Source organism: Stenotrophomonas sp. 22LJNL06-5-1 (assembly GCF_056861455.1).
In genome coordinates this window covers 399,222-412,514 of sequence record NZ_JBSPUE010000002.1, presented here as the reverse complement: position 1 = coordinate 412,514, position 13,293 = coordinate 399,222, and the positions used below count along the sequence as shown (strand labels likewise).

General features: G+C 67.1%; 14 protein-coding genes. 5 read left to right on the top strand and 9 right to left on the bottom strand.

Features of this window, described 5'->3' with window-relative positions:
* Positions 1 to 37 precede the first annotated feature (37 nt).
* Complete coding sequence (locus AC13GF_RS07515) at positions 38 to 1,369, bottom strand: Nramp family divalent metal transporter (protein ID WP_483004178.1); 1,332 nt, start codon at positions 1,367 to 1,369, stop codon at positions 38 to 40.
* Positions 1,370 to 1,486: 117 nt separating this feature from the next.
* Here AC13GF_RS07515 and mntR point away from each other — a divergent pair, with 117 nt between their 5' ends.
* The gene (mntR, locus tag AC13GF_RS07510) at positions 1,487 to 1,951 is read left to right on the top strand and encodes a manganese-binding transcriptional regulator MntR (RefSeq protein ID WP_019659934.1); all 465 of its coding nucleotides are present in this window, start codon (positions 1,487 to 1,489) and stop codon (positions 1,949 to 1,951) included.
* 22 nt (positions 1,952 to 1,973) lie between these two features.
* On the opposite strand, the gene AC13GF_RS07505 is transcribed toward mntR, so the two are convergent.
* From AC13GF_RS07505 to fabR, 3 genes are all read right to left on the bottom strand, one after another.
* Positions 1,974 to 2,522 carry a thioredoxin-like domain-containing protein gene (locus AC13GF_RS07505; RefSeq protein ID WP_483004177.1) on the bottom strand — a complete coding sequence of 183 codons (549 nt, stop codon included), beginning with the start codon at positions 2,520 to 2,522 and terminating at the stop codon, positions 1,974 to 1,976.
* Positions 2,512 to 4,671, bottom strand: coding sequence for a TonB-dependent receptor plug domain-containing protein (locus AC13GF_RS07500; protein WP_483004176.1), 2,160 nt, complete (start codon positions 4,669 to 4,671; stop codon positions 2,512 to 2,514). Before AC13GF_RS07500 ends, AC13GF_RS07505 begins: the two co-directional genes overlap by 11 nt.
* A gap of 277 nt (positions 4,672 to 4,948) precedes the next feature.
* Positions 4,949 to 5,605: an HTH-type transcriptional repressor FabR gene (fabR, locus tag AC13GF_RS07495; RefSeq protein ID WP_005409961.1), complete on the bottom strand. Its 657-nt coding sequence runs from the start codon at positions 5,603 to 5,605 to the stop codon at positions 4,949 to 4,951.
* Between the two features lie 92 nt (positions 5,606 to 5,697).
* On the opposite strand from fabR, the gene AC13GF_RS07490 reads away from it, so the two are divergent.
* Both AC13GF_RS07490 and AC13GF_RS07485 read left to right on the top strand, forming a co-directional pair.
* Positions 5,698 to 6,768: a ferredoxin reductase gene (locus AC13GF_RS07490; protein ID WP_483004175.1), complete on the top strand. Its 1,071-nt coding sequence runs from the start codon at positions 5,698 to 5,700 to the stop codon at positions 6,766 to 6,768.
* An 11-nt stretch (positions 6,769 to 6,779) separates the two neighbouring features.
* A complete protein-coding gene (locus AC13GF_RS07485) occupies positions 6,780 to 7,928 on the top strand; it encodes a fatty acid desaturase family protein (RefSeq protein ID WP_005413710.1) in 1,149 nt (382 codons plus the stop codon).
* 5 nt (positions 7,929 to 7,933) lie between these two features.
* Here AC13GF_RS07485 and AC13GF_RS07480 read toward each other — a convergent pair whose 3' ends face one another.
* The 5 genes from AC13GF_RS07480 to AC13GF_RS07460 form a co-directional block, all read right to left on the bottom strand.
* On the bottom strand, positions 7,934 to 8,269 hold the full coding sequence (locus AC13GF_RS07480) for a tetratricopeptide repeat protein (protein WP_005409958.1): 336 nt from the start codon (positions 8,267 to 8,269) through the stop codon (positions 7,934 to 7,936).
* Positions 8,269 to 8,844, bottom strand: coding sequence for a flavin reductase family protein (locus AC13GF_RS07475; RefSeq protein ID WP_483004174.1), 576 nt, complete (start codon positions 8,842 to 8,844; stop codon positions 8,269 to 8,271). Before AC13GF_RS07475 ends, AC13GF_RS07480 begins: the two co-directional genes overlap by 1 nt.
* A complete protein-coding gene (locus AC13GF_RS07470; protein WP_049451607.1) occupies positions 8,841 to 9,470 on the bottom strand; it encodes a superoxide dismutase in 630 nt (209 codons plus the stop codon). Before AC13GF_RS07470 ends, AC13GF_RS07475 begins: the two co-directional genes overlap by 4 nt.
* Before the next feature lie 247 nt (positions 9,471 to 9,717).
* Entirely contained in the window at positions 9,718 to 11,238 is a 1,521-nt protein-coding gene (locus tag AC13GF_RS07465; protein ID WP_483004173.1) for a thioredoxin family protein, read from the bottom strand.
* A 129-nt stretch (positions 11,239 to 11,367) separates the two neighbouring features.
* Positions 11,368 to 11,817 carry a GNAT family N-acetyltransferase gene (locus AC13GF_RS07460; RefSeq protein ID WP_126927961.1) on the bottom strand — a complete coding sequence of 150 codons (450 nt, stop codon included), beginning with the start codon at positions 11,815 to 11,817 and terminating at the stop codon, positions 11,368 to 11,370.
* Between the two features lie 66 nt (positions 11,818 to 11,883).
* Here AC13GF_RS07460 and AC13GF_RS07455 point away from each other — a divergent pair, with 66 nt between their 5' ends.
* Positions 11,884 to 12,819: a TIGR03571 family LLM class oxidoreductase gene (locus AC13GF_RS07455; protein WP_483004172.1), complete on the top strand. Its 936-nt coding sequence runs from the start codon at positions 11,884 to 11,886 to the stop codon at positions 12,817 to 12,819.
* Positions 12,820 to 12,944: 125 nt separating this feature from the next.
* On the top strand, positions 12,945 to 13,256 hold the full coding sequence (locus AC13GF_RS07450) for a DUF3817 domain-containing protein (protein ID WP_049403974.1): 312 nt from the start codon (positions 12,945 to 12,947) through the stop codon (positions 13,254 to 13,256).
* Positions 13,257 to 13,293 lie beyond the last annotated feature (37 nt).

Sequence of the window (13,293 nt, the reverse complement as noted above, 5' to 3'; positions counted from 1 at the left end):
GGCGTGGATCTACTGGGTCCACCCCCTGGATCTGGCATCACCCGCCGCTGAAGGTATCCACCAGCAGCTTCACGTTCAACACCACGATCACCACGGCGATCACCCAGGCGATCGCGCCCAGCCAGCGCGGCGCTACCAACGCCCCCATCGTCACCTTGTCGGTCACGATCCGTACCAGTGGAATGATCGCGAACGGCAGTTGCATCGACAGCACCACCTGGCTCAGCACCAGTAGCTTCACCGCGCCCTGGTCGCCGAACAGCATGATCACCACCACCACCGGAATGATTGCCAGTGCGCGCGTGATCAGTCGACGCAGCCATGGCGGCAGTCGCAGATGCAGGAAGCCCTCCATCACAATCTGGCCGGCCAGCGTAGCGGTCACCGTTGAATTCAGGCCCGAGGCCAACAGGGCAATCGCAAACAGTGTCGCCGCCGCGCCCACGCCCAGCATCGGCGCCAGCAGCTGGTGCGCCTGCTCGATGTCTTCCACATCGAACCGGCCGTTGGCATGGAACACTGCCGCGGCCAGGATCAGGATGCTGGCGTTGATGAACAATGCCAGGGTCAGCGCGAGAGTGCTGTCGGTCACTGCCCAGCGCAGGGCACTGCGACGGCCCTCGTCGGTACGCGGATACGCGCGGGTCTGCACGATGGACGAATGCAGATAGAGATTGTGCGGCATCACCGTGGCACCAATGATGCCGATGGCGATGTACAGCGCGTGCGGATCAGTTACCACCTGGGCGCGCGGGATGAATCCGCCCAGCACGTCCATCACCGGCGGTGCAGCCAGCGCGATCTGCACCATGAAGCAGCCGAAGATCACCATCAGCAGCGCGATCACGAACGCTTCCAGCGCCCGGAAGCCGCGGTTCATCAGCAGCAGTACCAGCAGCGTGTCCAGCGCAGTGATCACCGCGCCCCACAGCAGCGGCAGGTCGAACAGCAGCTTCAATGCGATCGCGGTGCCGATCACCTCGGCCAGGTCACAGGCGATGATCGCCGCCTCGCACAGCGCCCACAGCGCCAGATTCACCGGCTTCGGGTACCGCGCGCGGCAGGCCTGGGCCAGGTCCATGCCGGTGGCGATACCGAGCCGCGCCGACAGCGCCTGCAGGATCACCGCCATCAGGTTGGAAATGAGGATGACCGACAACAACAGGTAGCCGAAGCGCGAACCGCCGGCGAGGTCGGTGGCCCAGTTGCCCGGGTCCATGTAGCCGACCGAGATCATGTAGCCCGGGCCGAGGAAGGCCAGCAGGCGGAACCACCAGTGACCCTTGTCGGGCACCGCCACCGAGGCGTTGAGCGCACCCAGGCTGGCCGCAGTGGAGGCCGAAGGGTCGCGGGGCGCCAAGGTGTTCATGGGTCCGAATATAGCTCCTGCTATAGTCATTAGCAATGTGAAACAATCGTCTTTATCGCGTTACTGGTCCAGAATTCAGGTTCAACACCGGATCACCCCGGAAGGACAGGCGCAGGCGTGGGCAAGACCGACGATTCGACATCGCTGAAAAGCACCCCCTTGATCGAGGCCGAGCGCCAGGTCGAGAGCTTCCGGCAAGTGCGCGAGGCGCACCGGATGGAGCTGGTGGAGGACTATGTCGAGCTGATCTCGGACCTGCTGGCCGACGGCGGCGAGGCCCGCCAGGTCGATATCGCCACCCGCCTGGGCGTGGCCCAGCCCACCGTGGCGAAGATGCTGCGGCGCCTGGCCCGCGATGGTTGGGTGGTGCAGCGGCCGTACCGCGGCGTGTTCCTGACTCCGGAAGGCGAGGCGCTGGCCCATGCCAGCCGCCAGCGCCACCAGACCGTGGAGCGATTCCTGCTGGCGCTGGGCGTGGACCCGGATACCGCACGGCGCGATGCCGAGGGCATCGAGCACCATGTGAGCGAGCAGACGCTGGCGTTGTTTGAAGCGTTCGTGCGCAAGGCCGAGGGCGGCTGAATCTGCTTTTGTTCCCGCGACTCTAGAATGCGGGCGGGCAGCGCGCTTGCTGCTGCGCGCACGCGCGTTTCGTCCATTCCTTCAACACTGGCTGCAAGCCATCGTAGCGGCGCCCGTGCCAGCCATTGGCAAGTACATTCCCGTCGGCATCGATCAGCACCAGGTTCGGCGGAGCCAGCCCGGCCATTGCCTGCAGTGCCGGCATGCGCGCGGCACGGCGCGGGTCCAGCACCGGCCACGGCATGTCCTGTGCGTGCATGTAGCGGCGCAGAGCGCTCTCACTCTCATCCAGGCTGACGTACACCACTTCGGTATCGGCGCCGGCCTCGCGCAACGCGTCGCGCACGCTGCGCAACGTGGGTACGAAGGCGTGGCACGGTGCACACCAGTCGGCGCCGAAGTACAGCGCCACCAGTTTCGGCGGCGGCGACCACTGCATCGGCCGCAGCGAGCGCTGTTCCGGCCGCATCAGCGAGGCCGAAACCTGCGCGTGCAGGTCCGCAGCCATCGCCGGTGCGGCCAGCAACACGGCACAGGCCAGCAACAACGCTCGCTGCAGCTCAGAACGCATAGCGCAGGTTGACGTACCACGAACGTGCGAAACGCGGCCCGTAGACATAGTCGCTGTCTCGCAGCGCGCCCACTTCCAGGTCCTTCTGGCGCTGGTCGAACACGTTCTTGACGCCTGCGGCTACCGACACTTCCTGCTGCGCCTGCGCGCCCAGGTGGCGGTGCCAGCGCGCACCGAGGTCGGTGACCAAGAATGACCGCGTGCGGTGCAGCTCGCCCAGCCGGTTGTTCAGCACCGACATCGGCCCGGTATGGCGCAGCGCGACGAAGGTTTCCCACGGTTCGGCCGGCATCCAGCTGAGCTGGGCCAGGCCGGTCCAGCGTGGGGTCTTCAGGTAGTCGCGGCTTTCGATCACGGTGTCGCCACCGTCGCCGGTATCGTCGAAGATGCGCTGCGGTTCGCGGAAGCGCGAGCGATACCACGAAGCACCGGCGGTCAGGCGCCATTGCGGCGAGGGTTGCCAGCCCAGGTTGGTTTCCGCGCCCAGCACGTTCGAGCCGGAGGCGTTGTAGCGCAGCTGGCTCAGCTGGCCGTCATCGCCGCGCTGGATCTCGCCCAGCGCGAAGGTATCGCGGATGCGTGCATAGGACGCAGTGGCATCCCAGCTCCACACCGGATTGGCCGGGTCCGACCGCCAATCGAAGCCGAACAGGGTGGTCAACGCGCGCTCTTCCTTCAGGCCATCGGTATTGCGCACGCGCACCTGTTCGCCACCCAGCGTGTCGACGTGCACATCCTCGACGAAGATCTCCGGTGCACGGAAGCCGGTGGCAATGCCCGCTCGCCATTTCAGGTTTGGCGTGGCCTGCCAGGCCAGCGCGATGCGCGGCGAGAACACCGCGTTGTCCAACTCCGAGCTCTTGTCCACGCGTGCACCCAGCACCACGTCGACGTTGTCGCGCAGGCTCCACTCGTCCTGGATGAAGGCGCCCAGGTTGTGGAAGGTCGCATCCTCCAGCACGGCAAGACGCTGGCCGTCACCGGTGCGATTGTCGTCGCGCAGCGCCTCGTGCTTGTACTGCACGCCGAAGGCCAGCGCGTGCGCGCCCAGCCGCCAGTTCAACTGGCTGTCGATGTAGTGCAGCGGGTTGTGGGTGCGGCCGTACTGGCGCCACGAACGCGAGGCCGCGCTGCCGGCCACGTTGGGGTCCAGCTGCGAGGGGTCATAGCCGGGCGCTGACGGATCGGTAACGACGTCGCCAAGACCGCCATAGAAGCTGTCGCGATCGATGTCTGCGAAGGCGTAGGCCAGGCGGAAATCGACGTCGGCGTTGATTTCTTGGTCCCACGACACGCTGCCGCGGCGGTATTTCGTATCCAGCGATTCGGCGATGTTGGCCAGGTATTCCGGCTGGTCCAGGCGGTTGCCGCCACGCCGGGTTTCATCGGTCACCTGCAGGTCCAGGCGCAGCCGCGTACCCGGCGTGGGCGCGTACCAGGCCTGCAGCCCGCCGACCTTGAGGTTCTTGCGGGTGATCTCGGTGTAGCCGTCACCGTTGTAGTCGATGCCGCTGTTCCAGTTGCGCTGGGCAATCACCGACAGGCCGGCGTCTGCTTCCTTGGCCACCAGGTCCAGCCGCACATCGGCGTTCTTCTGCGGCGTACCTTTCAATACATCCACGCCGGCCTGGACATGCCCACCGCTGCGCGCCGGCAGCGGCGGAATCAGGTTGATCACACCGGCAACCGCACCCGGCCCATACAGCGCCGAACCACCGCCCTTGACCACTTCGATGCGGTCGACGAATCCGGCAGGAATCTGTTCCAGGCCGTACACGCTGCCCAGCGTGGACAGCAGCGGGATGCCATCGAACAACAGCTGGTTGTAGGCGCCGGGCAGGCCCAGCAGCTGTACTTCGCTGGTGTTGCAGTTCTGGCAGTTGCTCTCCACGCGCAGGCCGTTGATCAGCTCGGCGGCACGCGAGAAGTCGGTGGCCGCGCGCAGCGCGATGTCTTCCTTGCGCAGCACTTCGGTGCGGATCGGGACATCGGACAGCAGGCGTTCGCTGCGGGTGGCGGTGCTGACCTTGACCTGCACGCGGTCCAGCTCGGTTGGCTTCGGTGTGGCGGCCAGTGCGGGCAGCGGCAGGGTCAGGGCGATGGCGGCGGCCAGGGGCAGCCGATGGAAGAGGGGGGTGGCAACGGGCATGAGGGCGTCGTCCTTGGGGGAAGAAAGGCGGCGAGGGCGACCTGGCTGACGCATATGAAAGCAGTGGCTTATCAATATAGCAAGTGCTATATAACGAAGCCGCAGCAATTCCGAGTGAGCGCCGGCCGAGTCAGATCATGGTGGTGTTATAACATTACATTATCGGGTCGCAACCCTGCCGGTGGTCATGCGCGGCGGTTGGAGTTGCCGTGTGGGCGGGGAGGTTGGGGTCAGAGCCCTTTCCCTTGGAAAGGGATCCGACCCTCGGGGGCGATCGTCAGCCGCGGCGGAATGCGGCGGGCGTGCGGGCGCCGACGATGATCATGCGGATCATCGTGGAGATCTGCTCGACCAGTTCCGGATCCTTCTCCGGCGGCAGGTCCATGGCGGTCGCGCCCATCGCGAACACCAGCCGGGTGATGGCCTTGGCCACCAGTTCCGGGGCATGCAGTACGGCGCCATCCAGTGCGGCCAGTCGCACCAGGTCGTGCTGCAACTCTTCTTCGAAGTAGTGCAGCTCGCGTTCGACCGCGTGCTTGAAGTCGTCCGAGCCGACCGCGCCTTCACGCAGCAGCACGTGCAGCAGCTTGTCGTCGGCGCGCAGCTGCTCCATGAAGGTCTCCACCGAGACCCGCACCACGCTGGTGGCGGTGGAGGTGGCGCGCTGGCGGGCCTCGCCGATGATGGTGCGCAGCGAGCGGCCAGCGGCATCGATCAGCGCCACGGCCAGTTCATCCATGTCGCGGAACTGCCGGTAGAAGCTGTTCGGCGCGATGCCGGCCTCACGTGCCACTTCGCGCAGGCTGAGCGTGGACAGGCTGCGGTGCGGCCCGATCAGTTTCAGGGCGGCGGCCAGCAGATCCTCGCGGCTCACCGTACGGCGGGCCGGGCTGTTGGCATCTTCGGGCGTCGACAAGGCGGTGGCGGCGGCCATGGGGGTTCCGGTGGGGCGAGGCTGAATCATACCCAATCCGGTTCAATATACACATGTATACACAGGTGTATGTGCGCCCGTATAGTTCGCTCATGAGCGCTGTCGTCCGTCCGTCCCTGTTCTCTCCGTACCGCTGGGTCTCGCCGTCGCTGTTCGACTTCTGGGCGGGCCAGCTCAATCCCCTGTGGACCCTGCGCGAGCCGGTGGCCCGCCTGGTCCGGCGTGAGTCGGCGGGCGAGGGCGCGGCGACCCTGGTCCTGCGCACCAACCGGCACTGGGCCGGCATGCGCGCTGGCCAGCACGTCACCCTCGGCGTCGAGATTGAAGGACGCCTGTGGCAGCGCAGCTACAGCCCCACCGCACTGGGGCGGCGCGAGCTGGCGATCACCGTCAAGGCGATCGACGGCGGCCGGGTCAGCCAGCATCTGGTCAACCACGCGCAGCCGGGCGAACTGTTCCGCCTCGATGCCGCCTTCGGCGAGTTCCATATGCCGGCCGCGGCGCCGGTGCTGCTGCTGGCTGCCGGCAGCGGCATCACGCCGATGCGCAGCCTGTTGCGCGACGCCTGCCAGCGCCCGCTGGCGGCGCCGGTGGACCTGTTCTACTGGGAGCGCACCGCCGCCCATCTGCAGTTCCGTGATGAACTGCAGGCGCTGGCCGCAGCGCATCCGAACCTGCGCGTACACCTGCTGACCACCCGCGAGGGTGAGGTGCCGGCCGCGCGAATCGATACCCATGATCTGCAGGTGGCCGGTGATGACACGCCGCTTGCGCAGCGCCATGTGCTGGCCTGCGGCCCGGACGGCTTCGTTGCCGCTGCGCGCGAACGCCTGGCACACCAGGTGGCTGGCTTCCAGGCCGAAGCCTTTACCCCGCCGGCGCCGCTGCGCGATGCCAGCAGCGAAGGCGAGGTGTCGCTGACGCTTGCGCGCAGTGGCCGCCAGCTGAGCGTGCCGCGTGGCCGCTCGCTGCTGGAAAGCCTCGAAGCCCATGGCATCAAGCCCAAGCATGGTTGCCGCATGGGCATCTGCAACAGCTGCAGCTGTGACCGCGTCAGCGGCGCCACCCGCCACCTACGCACCGGCGACCTGCAGTCCGAATCGGCACAGCCGGTGCGGATCTGCGTGAGCGCACCGACTACCGACCTGACCCTGGATCTCTGAGGACGCCTGCCATGACCCGCGCTACCGACCGTGCCCTGAGCACCGCCGAGATGCATGCCTTCGGTGAGGAACTCGATGCGATCCGCGACCGTGTGATCGGCAGCCTCGGCGCCTCCGATACACGCTACATCCGCCGCGTGGCTGCCGCCGTGCGCTGGTTCGGCGTGGGTGGCCGCGGCCTGCTGTTCCTGGCGGCATTCTCGCCGCTGTTCTGGATGCCGCTGCTGTGGCCGGCTGCGATCACCGGCACGCTGCTGCTGGCGCTGTCGAAGATCCTGGAGAACATGGAGCTGGGCCACAACGTCATGCATGGCCAGTTCGACTGGACCGGCGACCCCAAGCTCAATGGCAACACCTACGAGTGGGACATCGTTGCCACCGCCGACAACTGGCGCAAGACCCACAATTTCCGCCACCACACCTACACCAACGTGCGTGGCATGGACGATGACATCGGCTACGGCCTGCTGCGCATCTTCCCGGAACAGCGCTGGAAGCCGTTCTACCTGCTGCAGCCGATCATCGCGCCGATCTTCGCGCTGCTGTTCCAGTGGGGCGTGGCCGCGCAGGACCTGCGCCTGGGCCGTTGGCTGAAGGGCCGCATCAGCGGCCGTGCGATGTGGATGCAGACCCGCCCGGTGGCGCGGAAAATGGCCCGCCAGGTGCTGAAGGACTACGTGTTCTTCCCGCTGCTGGCCGGCCCGTTCTTCCTCACCGTGATGCTGGGCAACATGGTGGCCAACGGCCTGCGCAACATCTGGACCTACGTGATCATCTTCTGCGGCCACTTCACCGCCGAATCGGAAACCTTCCCGAAGGAATGCCTGCGCAATGAATCGCGCGGTCACTGGTACCTGCGCCAGCTGCGGGGTTCGTCCAACATCAGCGGCGGCTTCCTGATCAACGTGCTGTCGGGCAACCTCAGCCACCAGATCGAGCACCACTTCTACCCGGACCTGCCGGCCAACCGCTATGCGGCCATTGCCAAGGAAGTGAAGGACATCTGCCGCCGTTACGGCCAGCACTACAACAACGGCTCGCTGCCGCGCCAGTTCGGCCAGGTGGTCTGGCGCATCCTGCGTCACGCGTTCCCGAGCAAGCCGCGCCGCCTGCCGATGTCGGACATCATGTCCGCACCGGCATCGGCCAACGCGGGCTGATCGACTCAGCCCGCTTTCGCCAGGTCCGCCTGCTCGCGGTCCAGGCGTCGCAGGAACACCTGCATTTCCTTGCGTGCCTGCTGGTCGCCCTTGCTGCCGGCCACGCTCAGGCCGCGTTGCCATGCTTCGCGCGCCGCCTGCGGCTGGCCACTGGCCAGCCAGGCCTTGCCCAGCAGCTTCCACGCCGCTGAGTACTGCGGATCAAGCACCACGCAACGGCCCAGATGGGTGGCCGCGCGCACCGGGTTGCCGGCATCCAGCCAGCCCTTGCCCAGGCCGAAGCGCAGCAGCGCGCCGTCCTTGCCGGCGGCAAGCATGCATTCCAGAGCTTCAATGTTCATCAGCGCACCTCCACCAGCAGCTCGGCCGGACCGGGCTGGAAGCGGCCCCGATGGAACAGCAGCGGCGCGCCGCCGTTCTCGTGCACTTCGATGATGCGGCCGGCCAGCAGCAGATGATCGCCCACCGGCCACTGTGCGTGGCGGGTACAGCTGAGATGCGCTACCGCACCGGCGATGCGTGGCGGGGCGTCCTCGTCGTCATCCAGCAATGCGAGGCCGTCGAAGCGGTTGCGTACCTGCGGATCGGCAAAGCGCCGGGCCAGCGCTTCCTGGTCGGCCGCCAGCACGCTGATCGCAAAGCGGGTGGCGCGCTGGAAGGTGGACAGGCTCTGCGCGTGCAACGCCAGGTTCCACAGCACCAGCGGCGGCTGCAATGACACCGGCACGAACGAATTGATGGTCAGGCCGATGGGTATGCCCTGCGCATCACGTGCGCAGACGATGGCCACGCCGGTAGGAAAGTGGCCGAGCAGCCGCCGCAGTGCACGCGGCGGCATCTCGACCGACGGCACCGGGGCCGGGGCGGGGAAGACCCCCGCCCACGGCCCGGCGTACGGCAGTGTTTCGCCGCTCATGAGGCCCTGGCCTGGCGGTAGCGCCGGCCGACCTCGGCCCAGTTGATGATGTTGAAGAACGCACCGATGTAGTCCGGGCGACGATTCTGGTAGTGCAGGTAGTAGGCGTGTTCCCAGACATCCAGTGCGAGGATCGGGGTGTTGCCGGACAGGCCCACGGCTGCACCCATCAGCGGGCTGTCCTGGTTGGCGCTGCTTTCCACCTGCAGGCGGCCATCGCGATCGCTGGTCAGCCAGGCCCAGCCGCTGCCGAAGCGGGTCTGCGCCGCCTTGGTGAAGGCGTCCTTGAAGGCATCGAAGCCGCCAAGATCGCGGTCGATGGCGGCGGCCAGCTCATCATCGGGTGCACCACCGTGGGTGCTGAGTACGGTCCAGAACAGGCTGTGGTTGGCGTGGCCACCGCCGTTGTTGCGGACTGCGCCACGCTGCGCCTCGGGCACGGCATCGAGGTTGGCGATCAGCGCCTCGACCGGCTGCTCGGCGATGCCGGCCTGCTCGATGGCGGCGTTGAGGTTGTTGACGTAGGTCTGGTGGTGCTTGCTGTGGTGGATCTCCATCGTGCGCGCATCGAAATGCGGCTCAAGGGCGTCGTAGGCGTAGGGGAGCGGGGGAAGCGAGTACGACATCGAATCAGTCTCCGTGGGGAAGGCCAGGGGGCTGGCCGTGGGGAGACTGTTATCGCACCTCAACATTGGTTGAGGTCAAGGGGAAGGATTGAAATGCGTGAAAGGGAGCAAGAGCGGCATGGTAGTGCCGGCCGCTGGCCGGCAATCAGCGAAGGTCGGGTTGCCGGCCAGCGGCCGGCACTACCAGAACCCGCTTTTCGAACCTCACCGGCGCGCTGACGTGCCCGCTGCCAGCGTTTTCATCAACTCAACTCAACCAGTCCTTGCACGCACCATCCACCTGGTCACCGCATGCCTGCTGCATCCGCTGCTGCAGCCGCGCCAGTGTCTCCGCACCCTGGTGCTTGCCACTCCACGTCTTCAACTGCCCGGCCAGCCGCTCGAAGCGCTGGCGGGTGCGCTGGTGGTAGCCCGACGGCTGCGCTTCCAGTTCGGCGATCAGCGAGGTGGTGGCCTGCTCGATGCGTGGTGCATCGTCCGGCGCCAGCTTCAGCAGGCCCTCCACGTACAGCACGCCCCATTGCACGCGGGTGGCCGGGCCCTGGGCACCGTCGTAGGCACGCTTCAGCCACTCCAGCGCACCGGCGGTGTCGCCGCGCTGCTCGGCCAGTTCGGCCAGCTCGGGCATGTAGTAGTAGGGCTGTTCGCTGCGCTTCAGCTCGGCCAGCAACAGCGCCTCGGCACCCGCGTCGTCGCCGACCTCACGCAGGGCATAGACCGCGCTGCTGATTGTGGCCTGGCGCGCATGCGCATCGGTGGCGGCGGCATCGGCAGCGGCCACGCGCTGCTTGACCCGCTCAACCAGGGCCGCGGGCAGTGCGCCCTTCGGCTGCTGCTGGCGGGCCAGCGATACTTCGGTCAGCGCACGCGACAACGCGTCGTCCGCGCGATCACCGCGCTCGGCATCTGCGCGCTCCAGTGCGACCAGCAGCTGCTGTCCCAGCGTGTTGCTGGTGGCCGGCCCGGCACTGGCCTGCTTGACCAGCTGCACGCCTGCATAGCCCAGCAACTCACGGTTGCGGCGTACTTCTGCCGGTTGCGCCAGCACTGCCTGCAGCAGCTCGCGTACTTCGGTGGGCGAGGCATCGGGTTTTTCGGCCGTTGCCAAGGCAAGCAGAGCGAAGCGGCGCTGCAGGGCGGCATCCGGTGCGGCCTTGGATAACTGGCGCAGTACGTCCTGGCTCCTGCGCTCGCCGGCCAGGCGGTTTGCGTCCACTTCCCAGCCGTAGTCGCCCAGTACCTGCCAGTCTTCGGTGGCCAGTCGGTCCGGCGTTGCCAACGCGGTGGCCAGGGTGGCGGCAACAGCACTGCGGCGGCCTGCGGCAACGGTCAGTGCCCGGGTCAGTTCGGCGGCGTCATTGCCGCCGGCCACGCGGGTGATTTCGTTGCGCTGTGGGTCCAGCACGATCAGGGTCGGATAGCCGCGTACGCCGAAGCGTTCGCCCCAGGCCTGCGCACCTTCCTCGTCGCCATCCAGGTAGACGGGCACGAATTTGCTGGTCAACGCGATGAAGGCCGGGTCCTTGAACAGGCCCGCCTTGAGCTGGTTGCACGGTGGGCACCAGACCGCGCCCCAGTACAGCAGCACCGGCTTGCCGCTGTCGACGGCTTCGGCGAAGGCATCGTCCACATCGCCCTGGCGCCAGGCAATGGCGGACGCCGGCGCGGGTGCCTCGGCGGAGTTGGCGGTGGAAACCGGGGCCGGGGTGCAGGCGCTCAGCGCCGAAGCCAGCAGCAACACGGAAAGCGCGACGCGCATCGGCAGCATCTCGAAGGGCAGGGTGACAGGCCATTGTAGGAACCGCCGGGGAGCCCGCTGATTCAGTTTGCTTATGACGGGCGTGCTGCAGGGCATGACGCCCACCGGGCATTGCCGGGCAACGCCGGGCGGATGCCTTCAGGCCGCTGCCCGCACCATCTGCTGATACACCAACCCATTGAACTCGCCGACGTCACCGTCCAGCGCAAAGCCATAGCGCAGGTAGGTCGGTACTGCATTGAGCGAGGCGCGCACGGTCATGACCGGCTCGCGCACCTGTGGAAGCACCGCCTCGAACAAAGCATGGCCGATGCCCTGGCCCTGGCAGGCGGGATCGACGAACAGCATCGCAAGGTGCCGGCCCTCCTTCAGTTCGATCACGCCGACGACACGGCCGTCCTGCTCGGCCACCAGGATGTGGTTGTCGCCCTGCAGGCGCGCGCCGAACGCTTCGGCAGCGGCGACACTGCCGAAGGTGGCGATGCCGGCCGCGCTGAGCGAAGGCGCGACCGCCGCAGTGAACGCGGCCAGGCACACCGTGCTGATCGCAGGCAGGTCATCGACGTGGGCAGGGCGGATCGTCGGCATGCAGTGTTCTTCCGGTGGTGGGCGGCGCGTCATCGTTGCCGCAGGCCTGCACGCTAAGCTGGCGGCATGAGTGATTTCAATCCTGCTTACGCTGCCTTGTTTCCGCAACAGGGCCTGAGCCTGGGCCTGATGACGCCTGTCGCCGCACATGGGCTGGCCGATCCGCACGAGGCGCGGCGCATTGCGCGACTGGCCGATGATCTGGGCTTTGCCGCGTTGTGGACGCGTGATGTCCCGCTGATGGTGCCGCAGGGGCCGGACGCGACAGCGAGCGCGCTGGATGACCCGTTCCTGTGGCTGGGTATGCTGGCCGCTGCGACCGAGCGCATCGTGGTCGGCAGCGCGGCCATCGTGCTGCCATTGCGGCAGCCGCTGCAGGTGGCGAAGTCGGCCTTGAGCCTGGACCGGATCAGCGGCGGACGGTTCGCGCTGGGCCTGGGTTCGGGTGACCGCCCGGAAGAATTCGCCGCCTTCGGCGAGGACCTGGAGGGCAGGGCGGCGACGTTCCGTGAGCGCTGGACCTTGTTGCGCGCGGCGCTGTCACCGGAGGCCGATGAGCGGACCGCCGTACTGCAGGCGACCGGTGGCTTCGACGTGCTGCCGGCCCCGGCAACCCGCATCCCGATGCTGGTGGTGGGTACCGCGCGGCAGAGCCTGCAGTGGATCGCGCGCGCGGCCGAAGGCTGGGCCACCTATCACCGCGAGGAGGCCGCGCAGGAGGGGCGCATCGGCCTGTGGCAACAGGCGCTGGTGCAGCGTGGTGGGCCAGGCAAACCGTTCGTGCAGTCGATGCTGCTGGATCTGCAGGCAGATCCGCAGGCGCCAGCCGAGCCGCTGCCGCTGGGCCTGAAGGTCGGCCGCGATGGCCTGCGTGACTATCTGCTGCGCGTGCATGCGCAGGGCGTGGCACACGTGATGTTCAACCTGGTCGACAACGGGCGGTCGATAGACGGGGTGCTGCGTGAGATCGGGGAGCAGGTTCTGCCATACACGCTCCGGTAGGTGTCCACCTTGGTGGACACGCTCCAGCAGTCGAGCACGGCTCGACTCTACATGGGGTTCGCATCTGCGTATCATTCGCATTTGATATCCCGATGCCGGAGCCCCGCGTGACCCAACGTTCCCCCATGCACCCGACCGGACGCCTGTTTGCCGCAGTCGCTTTCATCGAGGCCGTGACCTGGGCCGGCCTGCTCATCGGCATGTGGATGAAGTACGGCCCGATGGCCAACGTGGCACTGGTGAAGGTGTTCGGGCCCCTGCACGGCGTGGCCTTCCTGGTCTATGTGGCAGTCACCCTGTTTGCGGCGGTGCGCCTGCGCTGGCCGTGGTGGGCCAGTGCCCTGGCCCTGCTGGCGGCCATCCCGCCGCTGGTGACGCTGCCGCTGGAGTGGTGGTTCAAGCGCCGTGGTCTGCTGGGCCTGCGTGCAATGCGCTGAACCCACTGTTGCATGCCCATTCAAGAGAATGGGTATC